Annotated in this window: 18 protein-coding genes; 17 read left to right on the forward strand and 1 reads right to left on the reverse strand. The window is 44.0% G+C overall.

All coding sequences use genetic code 11. From position 1 onward, the window contains the following. Positions 1-65: 65 nt before the first annotated feature. Positions 66-665: a DNA-3-methyladenine glycosylase I gene (locus CKO50_RS11225; RefSeq protein ID WP_095728220.1), complete on the reverse strand. Its 600-nt coding sequence runs from the start codon at positions 663-665 to the stop codon at positions 66-68. A 236-nt stretch (positions 666-901) separates the two neighbouring features. Here CKO50_RS11225 and CKO50_RS11230 point away from each other — a divergent pair, with 236 nt between their 5' ends. The 17 genes from CKO50_RS11230 to flhB all read left to right on the forward strand — a co-directional run bounded on the left by CKO50_RS11230 (position 902) and on the right by flhB (position 17,164). Beyond that, entirely contained in the window at positions 902-2,002 is a 1,101-nt protein-coding gene (locus tag CKO50_RS11230; RefSeq protein WP_095728221.1) for a PAS domain-containing sensor histidine kinase, read from the forward strand. Beyond that, positions 1,999-3,378 carry a sigma-54 dependent transcriptional regulator gene (locus CKO50_RS11235; protein WP_095728222.1) on the forward strand — a complete coding sequence of 460 codons (1,380 nt, stop codon included), beginning with the start codon at positions 1,999-2,001 and terminating at the stop codon, positions 3,376-3,378. The genes CKO50_RS11230 and CKO50_RS11235 overlap by 4 nt, the downstream gene beginning before the upstream one ends. Positions 3,379-3,635: 257 nt before the next feature. Further along, a complete protein-coding gene (fliE, locus tag CKO50_RS11240; protein WP_010369155.1) occupies positions 3,636-3,968 on the forward strand; it encodes a flagellar hook-basal body complex protein FliE in 333 nt (110 codons plus the stop codon). 20 nt (positions 3,969-3,988) lie between these two features. Further along, complete coding sequence (gene fliF / locus CKO50_RS11245; protein WP_095728223.1) at positions 3,989-5,707, forward strand: flagellar basal-body MS-ring/collar protein FliF; 1,719 nt, start codon at positions 3,989-3,991, stop codon at positions 5,705-5,707. Then, positions 5,700-6,740, forward strand: coding sequence for a flagellar motor switch protein FliG (gene fliG / locus CKO50_RS11250; protein WP_095728224.1), 1,041 nt, complete (start codon positions 5,700-5,702; stop codon positions 6,738-6,740). Before fliF ends, fliG begins: the two co-directional genes overlap by 8 nt. Positions 6,741-6,743: 3 nt before the next feature. Then, positions 6,744-7,559 (forward strand): flagellar assembly protein FliH, encoded by an 816-nt coding sequence (fliH, locus tag CKO50_RS11255; protein WP_095728225.1) that lies wholly within the window; start codon positions 6,744-6,746, stop codon positions 7,557-7,559. 72 nt (positions 7,560-7,631) lie between these two features. Beyond that, positions 7,632-8,963 carry a flagellar protein export ATPase FliI gene (fliI, locus tag CKO50_RS11260; RefSeq protein ID WP_095728226.1) on the forward strand — a complete coding sequence of 444 codons (1,332 nt, stop codon included), beginning with the start codon at positions 7,632-7,634 and terminating at the stop codon, positions 8,961-8,963. Next, positions 8,963-9,409, forward strand: a complete 447-nt coding sequence (gene fliJ, locus CKO50_RS11265) for a flagellar export protein FliJ (RefSeq protein ID WP_010369144.1) — start codon at positions 8,963-8,965, stop codon at positions 9,407-9,409. The genes fliI and fliJ overlap by 1 nt, the downstream gene beginning before the upstream one ends. A 142-nt stretch (positions 9,410-9,551) precedes the next feature. Next, positions 9,552-11,639, forward strand: coding sequence for a flagellar hook-length control protein FliK (locus CKO50_RS11270; RefSeq protein ID WP_095728227.1), 2,088 nt, complete (start codon positions 9,552-9,554; stop codon positions 11,637-11,639). A gap of 43 nt (positions 11,640-11,682) precedes the next feature. Continuing rightward, entirely contained in the window at positions 11,683-12,207 is a 525-nt protein-coding gene (fliL, locus tag CKO50_RS11275) for a flagellar basal body-associated protein FliL (RefSeq protein WP_039492515.1), read from the forward strand. A 10-nt stretch (positions 12,208-12,217) separates the two neighbouring features. Then, a complete protein-coding gene (gene fliM / locus CKO50_RS11280; protein WP_095728228.1) occupies positions 12,218-13,312 on the forward strand; it encodes a flagellar motor switch protein FliM in 1,095 nt (364 codons plus the stop codon). A 72-nt stretch (positions 13,313-13,384) separates the two neighbouring features. Continuing rightward, positions 13,385-13,783, forward strand: a complete 399-nt coding sequence (gene fliN / locus CKO50_RS11285) for a flagellar motor switch protein FliN (protein ID WP_095728229.1) — start codon at positions 13,385-13,387, stop codon at positions 13,781-13,783. After that, a complete protein-coding gene (fliO, locus tag CKO50_RS11290; protein WP_095728230.1) occupies positions 13,783-14,241 on the forward strand; it encodes a flagellar biosynthetic protein FliO in 459 nt (152 codons plus the stop codon). The genes fliN and fliO overlap by 1 nt, the downstream gene beginning before the upstream one ends. Beyond that, positions 14,234-14,971 (forward strand): flagellar type III secretion system pore protein FliP, encoded by a 738-nt coding sequence (gene fliP / locus CKO50_RS11295; protein ID WP_010369122.1) that lies wholly within the window; start codon positions 14,234-14,236, stop codon positions 14,969-14,971. The genes fliO and fliP overlap by 8 nt, the downstream gene beginning before the upstream one ends. 1 nt (position 14,972) lies before the next feature. Beyond that, entirely contained in the window at positions 14,973-15,242 is a 270-nt protein-coding gene (gene fliQ / locus CKO50_RS11300) for a flagellar biosynthesis protein FliQ (protein WP_010369116.1), read from the forward strand. 2 nt (positions 15,243-15,244) lie between these two features. Continuing rightward, positions 15,245-16,024: a flagellar biosynthetic protein FliR gene (gene fliR / locus CKO50_RS11305; protein WP_045989540.1), complete on the forward strand. Its 780-nt coding sequence runs from the start codon at positions 15,245-15,247 to the stop codon at positions 16,022-16,024. Positions 16,025-16,033: 9 nt separating this feature from the next. Further along, a complete protein-coding gene (gene flhB, locus CKO50_RS11310) occupies positions 16,034-17,164 on the forward strand; it encodes a flagellar biosynthesis protein FlhB (protein WP_095728231.1) in 1,131 nt (376 codons plus the stop codon). The last annotated feature ends 40 nt before the right edge of the window (positions 17,165-17,204 follow it).

Here is a 17,204-nt window from a genome sequence, read left to right on the forward strand (position 1 = left end):
TCCAAGTTCAGGTTACCTAATCAACACAGCAAGGCCGCTTAATACACGGCCTTGTGTTTTATTGTTTAAAGTCGAGTAAAATCCAAGTCTTGATAACTGGCAATAATGGTTTGTTTGCAAAAACAGTTATCGGCATGGTCGTTAACCATGCCGCAAGCTTGCATATGTGCATACACGGTGGTTGAACCTAAAAACTTAAATCCACGTTTTTTTAAGTCCTTGGCAAATTTGTCGCTGAGTTCAGTGGTGGCAACGGCATCGTGTTTGTCACGCATGGGGTTGATAACAGGCTTGTAATTAACAAATTGCCACTGGTATTTTGCAAAGCTGCCAAACTCTTGCTGAATTTCAATAAATCGCTTAGCGTTGTTTATCGTTGCTGCGATTTTTGCGCGGTTTCTGATAATTCCGTCAAATGCTAATAGCTGCTCGACATCTTGCTCTGTCATCTTACTCACTTTGTGTACATCAAAATCGTGGAATGCTTTTCTATAGCCTTCACGTTTTTTCAAGATGGTATACCAGCTTAGACCAGCTTGCGCAGATTCCAATGTAATAAACTCAAACAAACTCTGGTCGTCCAGTACGGGCCTTCCCCATTCCTTATCATGATATTCAATATAATCGGGTTTACTTTCGTCCACCCAGCCGCATCGTATTGTCATTGTTGGCTCTCTTCTAACTAATTGTGAATGTGAATAAGCTAAATGATTTACTACGCCAACTACTCATTACGGCATCACATTTGGCTTTCAAAAACTCTAGCATAATGCTGTATATAAAAACAGTGTCAATAAATTGATATTGTTAAACATTACATAACTCTATGTTTTAAATGAAATATAAAGTTGGATCGTTTTTTGCTTTTATCCATTGAGTTTATTTTTAAGAGAGCGGAAAAATGGCATTAGCACATGTTATTAATCCACAATTTGTACCAACGACGAATCGCTACAATCCCTGTTTGCTGCAAGAAGCCTACGTCGGTGAATTAAGCGACCTTAGGCAGCAGGCGAGTTGGTTGAGCCATCTTGTTGATACTATGCCTGCAGGTGTAGTGGTACTTGATGGTCAAGGTATGATTGCCAAGGCAAATCAAATCGCGATGGATATGTTGGGTGAACCACTCGAGGGTGAAAAGTGGTTTAGCGTTATTCAGCGTTCATTTCGACCACAGCAGGACGATGGTCATGAAGTCTCTCTTAAAGATGGCAGAAGAATTAAGTTAGATATTACCGCGCTAACACCGGAACCTGGGCAACTCATTTTGATGACAGATCTTACCGAAACGCGCCGGCTCCAAAGTCGTGTTGCGCATATGCAAAGGTTAAGTGCGTTAGGAAAAATGGTTGCTTCACTGGCGCATCAAGTGCGTACGCCGCTATCGGCTGCGATGTTATATGGTGCAAACCTTGGTGCAGCTAATCTTCCTTCGGCTTCTCGAGAAAAGTTTCACGATAAGTTGATGTCTCGGCTAAAAGACTTAGAAAGCCAAGTTAATGACATGCTGTTGTTTGCTAAAAGCGGTGAACAACAAGTGGTCGAGCGAGTGTCAATGCAACAATTATTGAGTGAAGTCAAAGCGGGTGCTGACGCTATGGTTGAGCTTAACCAAGCAAAGTTGGAAGCATTTTTACCCGAACCAGATATCGAAATATTAGGTAATCGTACTGCGCTTGCAAGTGCGATCCAAAACCTGATCCACAACAGTATTCAAATTATTGGCAGTGCGGCACACATTGAACTTAATGCAGAGCGCGAGCCGTGTGGCGAGTATGTACGTATCTCAGTTGTTGATAATGGGCCTGGCATTGATGAAACCTTAGTAGACAAGTTGTTTGAACCATTTTTTACAACTAAGTCGCAGGGGACAGGGCTTGGTCTTGCGGTGGTTAATTCGGTTGCTAACGCGCATAAAGGGTTTGCGCAGGCAGACAATGTTGAAGGTAAGGGTGCGCGTTTTAGCTTGGTACTACCACTAATTGAGGCGGAGGAACTATGAGTAACAGAGTTTTAGTTGTTGAAGATGATGCTGGTTTAAGAGAAGCACTCATCGATACATTACAGCTTTCAAATATTGAGTGCGTAGAAGCAAGTTGTGCGGAACAAGCCGTTTTATTGCTCAAGCAGGAAACCTTTTCTTTGGTGGTGAGTGACGTGCAAATGGGTGCCATGAGTGGGCTTGACTTATTAAAGACCATTAAACTCAACTATCCAGAATTACCAGTATTGATGATGACAGCATACGCAACCATTGATGATGCGGTTGAAGCGATGAGATTGGGCGCTATCGACTATATGGCTAAGCCATTTGCACCTGAAGTGTTGCTCAATATGGTTGGTCGTTATTTACCTGAGAAGGAAAAAGAGACTGACGGCCCCATTGTTGCCGATCCAAAGAGTATTAAACTACTTGAACTGGCTGCAAAAGTAGCTAAGTCGGATGCCAGCGTTATGGTGCTTGGGCCAAGCGGCTCAGGTAAAGAAGTGTTGGCTCGCTATATTCATGATAAATCAGACAGAGCAGATGAGCCCTTTATCGCAATTAACTGCGCTGCAATTCCAGAGAATATGCTTGAAGCAACCCTATTTGGCTACGAAAAAGGGGCGTTTACAGGTGCCATTCAAGCGTGTCCTGGAAAATTTGAGCAAGCACAAAAGGGAACAATTTTGCTTGATGAGATCACTGAGATGGATTTGGGCTTACAAGCAAAACTACTTCGTGTGCTACAAGAGCGTGAGGTAGAGCGTCTAGGCAGCAGAAAGACCATTTCACTGGATGTCAGAGTGTTGGCAACCAGTAACCGCGATTTAAAAGAAGCGGTGGATGATGGGGTATTTAGAGAAGATTTATATTACCGTCTCAATGTTTTCCCGCTAGAGTGGTTGCCATTGAAAGACAGAGCGGGTGATATCGCTGTGTTAGCTGAGCATTTGTTGGTAAGGCATACGCAAAAGGCAGGCAAGCCAACACCTATGTTAAGCAGTGGTGCAAAGCGTAAGCTCAGTTCACACAGTTGGCCTGGAAACGTAAGAGAGCTAGACAACGTGATTCAACGTGCCCTAATTTTGTTCCAAGGTAATGAAATTCAAGAAGATGATATTTTTATCGAAAATTTCTCACCGATGGCTTTGGTTGAGTCATCTCCAACTGTAAACCATGAGGCATCAGTTTTAATGGAGCGCTCGCAAAGTGATGATGAGATCATTAGCTATAAAGATGAGTTACAGGATAAAGAGCACCAAATTATTTTAGATACGCTGGCAAAGTTTAATGGTAAACGTAAAGAGGTAGCGGAGGTATTGGGCATGAGCCCTCGCACACTTCGCTATAAGCTGGCGAAAATGCGAGATTTAGGGATTGCGCTACCCGCTTAACCTAAATTACCTGAGCTTAAAAGGAATGAGTTAACTCATTCCTTATCCAAACCTCAAGTTAAATTTTATCTGTTAATTCAAGTTTAATAAGGTGCCTATAAAGATCAGCAGATCTTAGGCGCCTAGTTTTCACTTCTATACACTGCCAATTTTCCGACATAATTAAAATGTTGCAAGGTACTGAATATTAACGATTTTAAGTTGGCACGTTTTCTGCTTTATTACAGGTAACTAAGAGTTATTTTGAGTAAAGCATCATGAAAGTACAATCATCAGCGCTATTTCAAGAAATGCAGGCAATGGCTGCAGAAGCGACGAGAAACACACAGCCATCAGTGCAGCCGGTTAAGACGGCGGCATCTTCGTCGGCTCAGTTTGGCGATTTACTCTCAGACGCACTTAATACGGTTCATGGCTTACAACAAGAAGCAAAACAAAAAGTCACTGCTGTTGAAATGGGTGACAGAAGCGTTTCTCTTGCAGAAGCCATGATAGCGAAACAAAAATCGTCGGTCGCTTTTGAGGCAACAGTGCAAGTTCGTAATAAACTTGTAGAGGCCTATAAAGAAATCATGAGCATGCCAGTTTAATTGAGTGACTGTGGAGAGTAATCGTGGCTACTAATCAATCAACAGATCTTACGCTTTCCGACGCAGTGCTGAATAATAACAGCGGTTCGGATGAGCAACAAGAGCAAAAATCAGGCTACTTCAGTGCGCTAAGCGGTGTTGATATGTTGCGCCAGGTTACTCTGGTTATTGCCCTTGCTATTTGTTTAGCAATCGCAATCTTTATTATCATTTGGGCGCGCCAACCAGATATGCGCCCACTTGGTAAATATCCAACAGAAGAACTTGTCGAAACGTTAGACTTTTTAGACCAACAGAAAATTGAATACCAACTCGATGGTAATACCATTTTAGTTGCCGAGTCGGACTATCAAGACATAAAACTACGCATGGCGCGTGACGGTTTTACCCAATCTCCGAGTTCTGGCACTGATATTCTGATGCAGGATATGGGTTTTGGTGTTAGCCAACGTCTTGAAAGAGAGCGCTTAAAGCATAGTCGTGAGCAACAACTTGCGAGAACAATTGAAGAGTTACAAGACGTGAACCGTGCAAAAGTGTTACTCGCAATCCCAAAAGAAAACGTCTTTGCACGTCGTGAGAAAAAGCCCTCTGCAACCGTAGTTATTACCCTTAAACGTGGCAAAACGCTTGGCGGCGAAGAAGTTGATTCAATCGTAGACATTGTGGCATCAGCGGTACAAGGCCTAGAGCCTTCACGCGTGACCGTCACCGATCAAAACGGTCGCCTACTCAACTCTGGTTCTCAAGACTCTTTAGCTGCACGCTCGAGAAAAGAGTATGAAATCGAACGTAAGCGTGAACAAGAATATCTAGAAAAAATTGATAGTATCCTGATCCCAACTGTAGGCCTTGGTAACTTTACCGCGCAGGTTGACTTAACGATGGACTTCAGCGCAGTTGAAGAAACGCAAAAACGTTATAACCCAGATTTACCAGCGGTTCGTAGCGAAACGACGTATGAAGAAAATAATATTGGTGGTTTAGCTGTCGGTATTCCCGGAGCGCTGACTAATCAACCTCCCATAAACTCAAATATCCCAGAGGTTGCGGGTCAAGGCGGCAATGGTCAAAGTGCAACACCAAGCAGTAATCAAAAAGAAGCAACCCGTAACTATGAGTTAGATACCACTATCAGCCATAAGCGTCAGCAAACAGGGGTTATTCGCCGGATCAGCGTGAGTGTAGCCGTTGACTATCTCGCAAAGCCTGATGCTGAAGGTAACATGGCAATGGCGCCGCGTACGCAAGAAGAGTTAAACAACATCCGTCGCTTACTGCAAGGTGGTGTGGGCTTTGATATGCAGCGAGGTGATGCATTAGAAGTGGTAACGGTACCATTTGTGCGTGAAGATCTCACTGAAATGCAAGAGTTGCCACTTTGGGAGCAGGATTGGTTCCAAAAGACGATCCGTCTTGCAGCAGGTACCTTAGTGATCATTGTGCTAATCTTAGCGGTAGTAAGACCTATGCTTAAACGTTTAATCTATCCAGATGACACGCTTGAAGATTTTGATGAAGATGCGTTGACCAGTGGTGTAGATTTAGGCGACAGTACACTCGATATGCTAAATAACGATTTCGATGAGTCTGCGGTTGGCTTCTCTTCTGACGGTAGATTACAATTGCCAGACTTACATGGTGACGAGGACTTACTCAAAGCAGTACGTGCGCTAGTTGCTAACGAACCAGAACTCTCATCACAAGTTGTGAAAGCGTGGTTGACAGAAGATGACTGATCAAGAACAAAAACAATTGCCTGCAGCCTTTGACGTTGACAAGCTAGATGGCGTCGACAAGGCTGCCATCTTACTGCTCAGTTTAACTGAAGAAGATGCGGCTCAGATTTTAAAACACTTAGAGCCTAAGCAAGTGCAAAAGGTCGGCATGGCGATGGCCTCCATGGATGACCTGTCTCAGGCCAAAATTGCAGCTGTCCATAATTTGTTTATCGAACAAATTCAAAGCTTTAGTACGATAGGTTTTCAATCCGAAGACTTTATTAAGAAGGCGCTAACCGCAGCGCTTGGTGAAGACAAAGCAGCAAGTCTTATTGACCAAATCGTCATGGGGTCTGGTGCAAAAGGGTTGGATTCGTTGAAATGGATGGACTCAAAGCAAGTTGCTAATATTATCCGCAACGAGCACCCGCAGATCCAGACTATTGTATTGTCTTATCTGGAGCCTGAGCAATCCGCTGAAATTTTGTCCCAGTTTCCAGAGAAAGTACGCTTAGATTTGACTATGCGTATTGCAAACTTAGAAGAAGTACAGCCGGCAGCACTACAAGAACTCAACGAGATTATGGAGAAACAGTTCGCAGGTCAAGCAGGTGCACAAGCGGCGAAAATGGGTGGCTTAAAAGCCGCTGCGGATATCATGAATTACCTAGACACCAATGTAGAAGGCCAGTTGATGGATTCAATTCGAGAACATGACGAAGAAATGTCGCAACAAATTCAAGACCTCATGTTCGTGTTTGAAAACTTGATGGATGTAGAAGACAGAGGGATCCAAGCCATTCTGCGTGAAGTGCAGCAAGACGTACTGATGAAAGCAATTAAAGGCGCGGACGAATCCTTAAAAGAAAAGATTATGAAGAATATGTCCAAGCGCGCTGCCGAGATGATGCAAGATGACCTTGAGGCTATGCCTCCAGTGCGGATCAGTGAAGTCGAAGCTGCACAAAAAGAGATTCTGGCAACGGCTAGACGTTTGGCTGACTCAGGTGAAATTATGCTTGGTGGCGGCGGTGGTGAGGAGTTTTTATAAACCATGGTCGATAAAAAGTTGTATAAAGGCCACCCAGTCAACACCGAAGCACTGGATGAGTTATTAGAAAACTGGCCCATTCCAGATGTTACGGATAAGCCTGAGAAATTCCGCGGTCGCTCTACAGCCTTCGGTACGCCATTGGAAGAGTTGTATACTAAGAGAGAGGTGAGCGCAGAACCAGAACCGCAAGAGCCTGAATTTCCTACTTTGACCATTGAAGAATTAGAGCAGATCCGTCAGGACGCCTACGATGAAGGAATAAAGCAAGGCCATGAACAGGGTTATATTGAAGGCTTTGACAAAGGGGTTTCTGAAGGTAAAGAAGCCGGTTATAAAGAAGGTGTAGAAATAGGAAAGGAAAAGGGACTTGAGGAAGCGCAACCTCTTATTGAAGAAAGAATGAAAGCGCTATCCACTGTTCTAGATGGTATGCAAACGCCACTGAAAAAGGTTGATGATGAGTGTGAAAAGCAGCTGGTCGTACTCGTCAATTTATTGGCGGAGCAGGTTATTTTTAAAGAGCTCAAGACCACGCCAGAACTTATTTTAAACGCGTTGAAAAAAGCGATGGACGCGCTGCCTGTTAAAGAGCAAACAGTACGCATCCATCTGCATCCAGAAGATTTAGCCTTAGTGCAAGCCATGTACGGCGAAGAACATATACAATCACAGCATTGGCAGTTACTTCCAGAGCCGACGTTGGACAGAGGTGGCTGCGAGGTGAAAACGCCACAGTCATCCATTGATATGACGCTTAAAAACCGTATTAACGAAGTGTTGGAATCATTTTTGCAAGATAGCGGTATAAACCAATAATACTGCACTGTTATCAAGATAAGCGAAGCAATCAAATCAAGATAACGATGCCTTCCTAAGGTAATTGCGAACATGTCGACATCTGCTGCTATGAGCGAGCGCATCAGTAAGTATCAGAAATTTATCAAACCATATGGGGTTGCGGTTGCAGGCAGCCTCACCCGTGTGGTTGGCCTCACCCTTGAAGCTAGGGGGCTAAGTGCTCCCGTCGGCAGTCAATGTAAAATCGAGACGCTGGGCGGCTTTATTGATGCAGAAGTCATCGGTTTCAATCAAGAAACGCTTTATCTTATGCCAAACGACCATATTACAGGCGTCCTTCCTGGAGCGCGAGTGATCCCAAAAGTTAAGGATGCTGGATTACCTGTCGGAATGGGTCTACTTGGCCGTGTAGTTGATGGACTTGGTAGACCACTAGATGGTCTTGGTGCCATTGATGCTGAGAAACACCTGAAATTTGCCGCAGCGCAAATCAACCCACTTTCAAGACGCCCAATCGACTCACCAATGGATGTAGGCGTGCGTGCGATAAATTCGATCGTGACAGTGGGTCAAGGCCAACGTATGGGTCTATTTGCAGGGAGTGGTGTGGGTAAATCGGTATTGCTTGGCATGATGACACGAGGCAGTGAAGCGGATGTTATTGTCGTTGGCTTGGTTGGTGAACGTGGTCGTGAGGTGAAAGAATTTATCGATGAGATTTTGGGAGTCGAGGGTAGACGCCGCTCCGTAGTGGTTGCCGCTCCCGCCGATGCCTCACCGCTGATGCGCTTAAAAGGCTGTGAGAGTGCAGTGACTATTGCGGAATATTTTCGCGATCAAGGGTTAAACGTACTGTTGTTACTGGATTCGGTGACGCGCTATGCCATGGCACAACGTGAGATAGCGCTTGCGGTAGGCGAGCCGCCAGCCACAAAAGGGTATCCGCCTTCCGTGTTTGCAAAGCTCCCAGCGTTGGTTGAGCGCGCAGGTAATGGTGGTGAGGGACAAGGCTCAATTACCGCATTCTTTACGGTATTGAGTGAAGGTGATGATATGCAAGACCCTATTGCCGATGCCGCGCGAGCTATTTTGGATGGTCATATTGTGTTATCACGAGAGCTTGCCGATAGTGGTCATTATCCAGCGATAGATATTGAAAAGTCCATTAGTCGAGTCATGCCGCAAGTGGTGTCAGAGGCACACATGCAGCAAGCCAGAGTGCTCAAGCAAGTCTATTCAATGTACCAGCAAAATAAAGACATGATCACCTTAGGTGCTTATCAACGCGGCAGTGACCAGATGCTAGATCAGGCGATAAACATGATGCCTGCGGTGAATAACTTCCTTCAGCAAGGCATGAAAGACGTGATCAATTATGACGAGTGTTTACAAGGCCTCGCTAAGCTCCTAGGACAAGCATAATGGCAAATAACAAGCTGACTTTATTGCTTAAGCTAGAAAAAGACAAAGAAGATAACCTTCGAGCGAATTTTGTTCAAGCGCAGCAGCACTTAGCAACAAACCAACAACGGTTATCGGGACTAAACGATTTCCGTCTGGAATACAGCATGCAGCTTCATAGTAAAGCACAAGTTGGTCTGTCTAGTGGCGGTTTCAATCAATACCATAACTTTATTAATAAGATTGAGCAGGCTATTGATCAGCAAGCAAAAACGGTCAACACCGCGAAGCAGGTGGTTGAACAACGCCGCAAGCTCTGGCTAGCACAGCAGGCTAAAACGAAGGCAATTGAAAAGCTTATCGAGAAGCAAGCCCTTGCGAAGCAAACTCGTCTGGCCAAAGCAGAACAAAAGATGCTTGATGAGTTTGCAACTAATCAGTTTGTACGAAGAGAGCGTGCTTGGTAAGTTGGCTCGAAATATGCTTCGTAATAATTAGCGTTTTATTATTTAGGTAGTTCACTCGTAAAAGTCACGAATATTCATAGTGTTGGTTTTTAACGGTGTATTACAACGGCAGGACATTGCCACTTTATGAGGTAGCTTTAAGATGAATCTAATGCTTGCATCCATGCTGCAACGAGGCAGTAACGAGGTTGATATTAAAGAAAAACCCCAAGATATGGATGCTGAGGGGTTTGAGCGCGGCTCTGGGTTTAGTGCTTTAATGGCTGAGTTAGCCGAGCAAGAGATTGCAAACAAGCAGGTAAAAGAGTCTGTAGATCCTGTAACCTCAGATCTGGATGCGCCAATAGATAGCGAAGTAGCATCAGATGATGCTCCGCAGTCAGATAGTAAAGCACAAGCCGCTTCCTCTAAGCTACAAGGGGAAGTACCAACTTCTACTGTTAGCTACACTGACAAAGGCCAGGTAGCTGCGGACAAACCGCTTCCTGACTCCCCAGATAATGACTTATATGCTCAGATCAACGCTGCAAAACAGCAGAGCACTTCATTGAGCCAAACCCCAACAGCAGTTGCGCAATCAGTCAAAGAAGCATTGGGCAATGCTTCTTTGACTGATGAAGAGGTTGTAGCTAGCGATAGTGCACCATCTCAGGAGCAGCTACAAGACGAAGCCAGTCCACTCATTCGAGGGGGGAAAGGCCAAACTGAAAACGCCGGCACTAAGCCAACCTCGTTATTACAGCAGGCAACTTCTTTGGACAGCCAAGACTCAGAAGGTGAGGTTGCTAAACCTTCGTTATTGAATGACAGTTCAGAAGCTAAAGAACAAACATTACAGCCTAAGTTGCAAAAGGATACTAGTACTCAAGCCTTGGTTACCAATACAAACATAGAAAAACGGGATCTAAGCGCTAATAAGCCAGTCGAGTCTCAAGTTGAAAGTGAGTCTGAAACCGCGCAACAGAAAGAACTCTTAGCCGCTAAGAAATCAGAGCTTGTTCAATCTGTTTCCTCATCTGAAGCTAAGCAATCAGAAACAAAGCAAATCATTTCTGAGGTGAGTACACAAACCGCGAAAGACAAAAACGCAGTAAGTACAAAAAGCACTACAGATGTGCAAACCATGGTAGAAAAGTTGACCGTACAGCAACAACAAGAATTAAAAGCCGTGATGGCTGGTAAGCTGGATATTTATGATGCGTCACCAAGTGTACAAAAATCCGTAGCTCAATTAATTGGAAAAGGTGTTGATATCGCAAATGTACAGCCGTTTAAAGCGTTTGTGTCATCCTCTGTCGTAACACAAACTTCAACAAACACCCCGCCAGAAGCTGCTACGGATGTTAAAGATACTACCCAAGCGTCTTTTAATGTAAATAGCGCGCAAGAAAAGTCTAACAATAGTGAGCAGCAGGTCGTGGTAGTTAAAGAGGGTGAACGTGCTGAAAAAAATATAGCTGTGAATAAATTGACTAGCGATGAAAAGTTAGCAGCAGAGAAGCAAAGTTCAGAAAAACAGAACTTAGAAAAGCAAATAAGTGAAAAGGTAGTTGATAAAGAAAATAGTAGGCTGATGCAAGCGGAAGCAAGCATCGCGAAAGAGGCGGTTAAAAATGAGCGTCAATCGGCTAATACTGCAGCAGCGATACCAAATCAAGTTAAGCCTGAAGCAAGTCCTGTAAGTGTATCGCAAGACACTAGCTCACTAAACCAAACACTGAAAGAAGTTCAGCAAATTCAACAGTCTCAGCCAACAAACCAAAGCACAACACAGACAAAGCAAGCGACAGATGCTAATCTTCAACAGGCGATTAACATAGCACGTCAAGATGCCGCTAAAGAGCTGCATCAACGGGTAGGGTTGATGCTTAACCTTAACAATAAGGAAGCTGAGATTCGCCTAGATCCGCCAGAGCTTGGGGCGATGCAAATTCGGATAAAAAGCGATGCAGAGCAGGCTCAAGTGAATATTGTGGTGCAAAATCAGCAAGCTAAAGAACTGCTAGAGCAATCACTGCCAAGACTAAGAGAAATGTTAGCTGAGCAGGGTATTGAACTGGGTGACAGCCAAATATCGCATCAGCAAGGTGGTAATACGGAGTCAGAGTCACGAACTGCTGGTGGCAATACGAGTGGACAGCAAGCTCTAGATGATGAACAGGGGATTTCTGACAACTCACAATCGCCGCAAAAGAGAAATACTGATTCTGCAATAGATTACTATGCCTAACACCTGCTATTATTATAGTTACTAAAGATCATAAGGGCTTGCTATGGCTGAAGAAACCGACTTAGAAATAGAAGAGACGGGTGGCTCGAAGAAAAAGCTAATTATCATTATTGCCGCTGCGGTATTGGTATTAGGTGGTGTAGCTGGGTTTTTCTTATTTTCAGGCTCAGATGCGCCAGAAGAATCCTTAGCAGAAGAAACGACAGCAAGTGAAGTCAAAGCGGAGCAAGGTAGTGCTGCTCAGATGGGAAGTGCACTGTACGTTGCTATGCCTCGACCTTTTGTTTTTAATGTGCCAGGTGCCAGTCGCGATAGAATCGTGCAGATTAAAGTTCAGTTGCTGGTTCGCGGTGATGTTAATGAAGAAGTAGCAAAGAAGCATATTCCTTTGATTGAAGGTACTTTACTGAGTGTGTTTTCCACCACCACGGCAGATGAGCTAAGCACAAGTGCAGGCAAAGAAACTTTGCGCTTAACGGCGCTAGATAAAGTACAAGCTGCGATGGAAGGGGTTGAAGGTAGTAAAGTAATCGAGCGTGTGTTGTTTACTGGCTTTGTAATGCAATAAGGTAGTATTTGTGAGCGATTTATTATCCCAAGACGAAATTGATGCGCTACTCCATGGTGTAGATGAAGTCGAAGAAGACGAAATCGGCGATGGTGGTGACGGCGAAGGTGCTGGTGCCTTACAGTACGACTTTTCGTCTCAAGATAGAATTGTGCGTGGGCGGATGCCGACGCTTGAAATCGTTAATGAACGATTTGCCCGCCATATGCGGATCAGCCTTTTCAACATGATGCGCCGCACCGCTGAAGTGTCTATCAATGGCGTACAAATGCTGAAATTTGGCGAATATATCCATACTCTATTCGTTCCTACCAGCTTAAATATGGTGCGTTTTAGACCGCTAAAAGGTACTGGCTTAATAACCATGGAAGCCCGGTTGGTCTTTATTCTAGTGGACAATTTTTTTGGTGGAGATGGTCGTTATCACGCCAAGATAGAGGGGCGTGAGTTTACACCAACAGAACGTCGTATCGTGCAGATGCTACTTAAGATCATCTTTGAAGATTACAAAGAAGCCTGGGCACCGGTGATGGATGTGTCATTTGAATACCTCGACTCAGAGGTTAACCCAGCGATGGCGAATATTGTGTCACCTACAGAAGTGGTGGTGATTAGTTCTTTTCACATTGAACTAGATGGTGGAGGGGGCGATTTCCATATTTCATTGCCTTACTCTATGTTGGAACCTATTCGAGAGTTACTCGATGCCGGTGTGCAATCAGATACGGAAGATACCGATCTGCGTTGGAGTAAGGCGCTTCGCGATGAAATTATGGATGTTGAAGTTGAGATTTCCTCCCAGTTGCTGGAAGTGGACCTATCACTTGAGCAAATAATGAAGCTTCAAGCTGGCGATGTTATTCCTGTGGAAATGCCAGAGCATGTCACCGTCTTTGTAGAAGAGCTGCCAACCTTTAGAGCTAAAATGGGTCGTTCTCGCGATAATGTTGCTTTACAGATCAGTGAAAAAATTAAACGGCCAGAATCAGTTAAGTCTGAGCTTCATGTATTTACCAAAGGTGGTAAAAAGCTCGATTCAGATGCTGAGCTGGCAGAATTAGAAGAAGATCTACATCTTTCCGAAGGTGTAGATTTAGATTGGTAGTTGCGGGCTTGTGTATGCAAAATCGTGAAACTAATTATGGACAACAAATTAACTTAATCAGGTAGTAATCCAATGAGCGATGATCAAGATACTATGGACGAATGGGCAGCAGCACTAGCTGAAGCCGAAGGTGCCGAAGATGGCAGTGAGCCAGAAGTTGCAGAGTTAGATGAACTCAAAGATTCAGCGCCTGCATTATCGTCAGATGAAAAACGTAAACTCGATACCATTTTAGACATTCCAGTTACCATCTCGATGGAAGTTGGCCGCTCTAAAATTAATATTCGTAACTTATTACAGCTAAATCAGGGCTCCGTTGTTGAGCTGGATCGAGTAGCTGGTGAACCGCTAGATGTACTTGTTAACGGTACGTTGATTGCACACGGTGAAGTAGTTGTAGTAAACGACAAGTTTGGTATTCGCTTAACGGACGTTATTAGTCAGGTTGAGCGTATTAAAAAGCTACGTTAATGCGCTGGGGTTGGTCTTTAGCAGTGTTTGGCATCGTTTTTTATATGCAGGCTGCCACTGCTACAACCTCAGAGGCAGTACCTAAATCTTCTGTAGGGGCAGGTACCGCGGGGTTAAGCTCAGAGCTACTTTCCATGGGGTTGTCTCTGACATTGGTGATCTTACTTATTTTGGGGTTAGCATTTGTGCTGAAGCGTTTAAACCCCAACATCGTAAACCAAAAAGATTTTAAGGTGATCCGCAGTATATCGCTCGGTACGAAAGAACGTTTGTTGGTTGTAGAGTTGGATGATAAACAGCATTTACTCGGGGTAACCCCGAATAATATCAACTACTTATACCAGTTAGAAACACCGCTGGATGATGTTAGGCGGGCGCCATTTGCAAACGAGTTACAAAAGTTTTTAGCGGGTAAAGGGCAAACCGCCAACAACCATAATAAGAAAAGTCATGATTAGATTGCTGATACTCTGTTTATTACTGTTTTCTGGCGTAGCTTCTGCGGAAGGAATAGAAGCAATAAACGTTACAACAAACCCCGATGGCTCTCAAGAGTACTCTGTGACACTTCAAGTACTCGCCATTATGACAGCGCTGAGTTTTATTCCGGCTGCCGTTATCATGATGACTTCATTTACTCGAATAATTGTTGTACTTGCGATTTTGAGACAAGCGATTGGTCTGCAGCAGTCGCCATCGAATCAAATTTTACTCGGTTTATCGTTGTTTTTGACGCTATTTATAATGGCACCCATATTTTCGCAGATAAATGATGAAGCGGTGCAGCCGTACATAAAGGAAGAAATTACATCAATCCAAGCACTTGAACGTGCCAAAGAACCGATGAAAGCCTTTATGTTGTCACAAACTCGAATTAAAGACCTTGAAACTTTTGCCAAGATAGCGGGATATGACAAGCTTGATAGCCCTGAAGACACGCCGTTCATCGTTATTATTCCAGCATTTGTTACATCCGAGCTGCAAACGGCTTTTATTATCGGTTTTATGTTCTTTATTCCATTTTTGATAGTCGACTTAGTCGTAGCCAGTGTTTTGATGGCTATGGGTATGATGATGTTATCTCCAATGATAGTTTCCTTGCCGTTTAAGATTATGCTCTTTGTGCTCGTCGATGGTTGGAGTTTGGTTATGGGGACGCTGGCCAGAAGCTTCGGGTTGGGGGTGTAATGTGGAACCAGAAGTCTTTGTTGATATCTTAAGTGATGCATTGTTTTTAGTCATCAAGCTGGTGGCGGCGATTGTAGTACCCGGGCTGCTCGTTGGTTTAGTTGTTGCTGTGTTTCAAGCTGCAACATCAATTAACGAGCAAACATTAAGCTTTTTACCGCGTTTAATTATCACAATTCTAGCCCTTATTTTTGGTGGCCATTGGTTAACTCAAGAACTGATGGACTATTTTAACCTCGTAGTTATGCGAATTCCTGAAATTGCAGGCTAACCATGGAGTTCACCTTTGCGGTAATCATGCAGTGGCTAAGTGATTTTTTACTTCCACTGGTGCGGATAAGTTCAATGATGATGGTAATGGCGGGGCTTGGGGCACAGAGTGTACCTGCCCGAATTAAGTTTGCACTCGCCGTGGTCGTTACTTTTGCCGTGGTCCCCGTTTTGCCCAAATCAGAATTTACCGACTTGTTCTCCTTTTCGATGATTTTAGTTGTTATTCAAGAAATGGTCACTGGGGTAGCTATTGGGTTTGGTTCATTGCTACTTCTGAATACTTTTATCATTGCGGGTCAAATCCTTGCTATGCAAACCGGTCTTGGTTTCGCATCTGTCGTAGATCCGGCCAATGGGTTGAGTGTACCTGCTGTCGGTCAGTTCTATTTAATATTAGCGACATTACTGTTTTTTGTTTATAACGGCCATCTGATGATGATCCAAATGGTAGTGTATAGTTTTGAAAGCTTTCCCATTGCAGGGAACTGGTGGGCGGTAGACAATTTTTGGCGAATAGTTAATTGGGGGGGCTGGATGTTCTCTACGGCTCTTGCACTTGCGTTAGCTCCGCTAACGGCAATGTTGATTATTAATATTTCATTTGGGATTATGACTAGAGCCGCGCCTCAAATGAACATCTTCTCTGTGGGGTTTGCTTTTACCTTGGTTGCAGGGCTTACCATTATTTGGGCGACATTGGGTAATTTTTTAGCACAATTTGAATTTCAATGGCTCAAAATGACAGAGCTGATGTGCGATCTAATTGGTTGCACGGTATAGGAGTCTGAAATGGCAGAAGATTCCGGTCAAGAACGCACCGAAGAACCCACCTCCAAGAAAATAGACGATGCTAGGAAGAAGGGCCAAATTGCCCGTTCAAAAGAACTAGGAACGACGTTTGTGTTGTTGTTTTCTGCAATAGCTCTACTTTTGTATGGGCCTGGAATTGGGAAGGCGCTCTACAATGTTATGGGGCGAATGTTGTCGCTCAATCGGAATGAAACCTACGACATAACCAAAATGTTTGCTGTGTGGGGAGATATTGCTGCTGAACTGCTATTTCCAATGGCCATGTTTGTTTTTATCATCGCAATTGCAGGAATAGTGGGGAATACGTTACTCGGTGGCTTTAACTTTTCTTGGCAGGCAGCCGCGCCTAAAGCAAGTAAAATGTCACCTATGAAGGGACTGAAGCGAATGTTAGGTCCGCAAGCGGCCATTGAGTTATTGAAGTCAGTTCTTAAGTTTGTATTAGTTGCAGGTTTTGCAATCTTGCTTATCAATATGTATTTTAACGAAATATTACACTTGAGTATTGAGCAAATCCCTTCGAGTATAGAACATGCATTAGAAATCATTGCGTGGATGTTTTTAGCGCTTAGTTGCACTATGATTGTGATCTCCGCAATTGATGCGCCCTATCAAAGCTATAATCACCATAAGCAGCTTAAAATGACGCTACAAGAAGTCAAGGATGAATATAAAAACTCAGAAGGTGATCCGCAAATAAAAGCGCGGATCCGCCGAACACAAAGAGAAATGTCGCAACGACGTATGATGCAAGATGTACCAGATGCAGATGTTGTTGTGACCAACCCTACTCACTATTCGGTTGCGCTTAAATACGACACTGAACGAGCGGGAGCGCCTATTGTTATTGCAAAAGGGGTTGATGAGCTTGCGATGCAAATTAGAAAAATAGCCAAAGGAAATGAAGTGCCGATAGTGGAATCACCTGTATTGACTCGTTCGCTTTACCACACCACAGAAGTGGGTGATCAAATCCCTGAACAATTGTTTACCGCGGTTGCACAGGTACTTGCTTATGTATTTCAGCTGAATCGCTTCCAAAAGGGTAAAGGGAAAAGACCCGTTGCACTTACTCGAGATTTACCAATCCCAGACGATTTGAAGCACTAAAATTGCTCTTATAAAAATAAGCTATTAATTGGAACGCATA

Source organism: Pseudoalteromonas sp. HM-SA03, assembly GCF_002289345.1.
In the GTDB taxonomy this organism is placed as follows: domain Bacteria; phylum Pseudomonadota; class Gammaproteobacteria; order Enterobacterales; family Alteromonadaceae; genus Pseudoalteromonas.

Bases quoted from the DNA above. Each gene is read 5' to 3' on its own strand.
- fliP (WP_010369122.1), top strand. From the start codon at position 14,234: ATGATTAGATTGCTGATACTCTGTTTATTACTGTTTTCTGGCGTAGCT.
- flhB (WP_095728231.1), top strand. From the start codon at position 16,034: ATGGCAGAAGATTCCGGTCAAGAACGCACCGAAGAACCCACCTCCAAG.
- fliE (WP_010369155.1), top strand. From the start codon at position 3,636: ATGAAAGTACAATCATCAGCGCTATTTCAAGAAATGCAGGCAATGGCT.
- fliO (WP_095728230.1), top strand. From the start codon at position 13,783: ATGCGCTGGGGTTGGTCTTTAGCAGTGTTTGGCATCGTTTTTTATATG.
- CKO50_RS11270 (WP_095728227.1), top strand. From the start codon at position 9,552: ATGAATCTAATGCTTGCATCCATGCTGCAACGAGGCAGTAACGAGGTT.
- fliH (WP_095728225.1), top strand. From the start codon at position 6,744: ATGGTCGATAAAAAGTTGTATAAAGGCCACCCAGTCAACACCGAAGCA.
- fliG (WP_095728224.1), top strand. From the start codon at position 5,700: ATGACTGATCAAGAACAAAAACAATTGCCTGCAGCCTTTGACGTTGAC.
- fliL (WP_039492515.1), top strand. From the start codon at position 11,683: ATGGCTGAAGAAACCGACTTAGAAATAGAAGAGACGGGTGGCTCGAAG.
- fliI (WP_095728226.1), top strand. From the start codon at position 7,632: ATGTCGACATCTGCTGCTATGAGCGAGCGCATCAGTAAGTATCAGAAA.
- CKO50_RS11235 (WP_095728222.1), top strand. From the start codon at position 1,999: ATGAGTAACAGAGTTTTAGTTGTTGAAGATGATGCTGGTTTAAGAGAA.
- CKO50_RS11225 (WP_095728220.1), bottom strand. From the start codon at position 665: ATGACAATACGATGCGGCTGGGTGGACGAAAGTAAACCCGATTATATT.
- fliR (WP_045989540.1), top strand. From the start codon at position 15,245: ATGGAGTTCACCTTTGCGGTAATCATGCAGTGGCTAAGTGATTTTTTA.
- fliN (WP_095728229.1), top strand. From the start codon at position 13,385: ATGAGCGATGATCAAGATACTATGGACGAATGGGCAGCAGCACTAGCT.
- fliJ (WP_010369144.1), top strand. From the start codon at position 8,963: ATGGCAAATAACAAGCTGACTTTATTGCTTAAGCTAGAAAAAGACAAA.
- CKO50_RS11230 (WP_095728221.1), top strand. From the start codon at position 902: ATGGCATTAGCACATGTTATTAATCCACAATTTGTACCAACGACGAAT.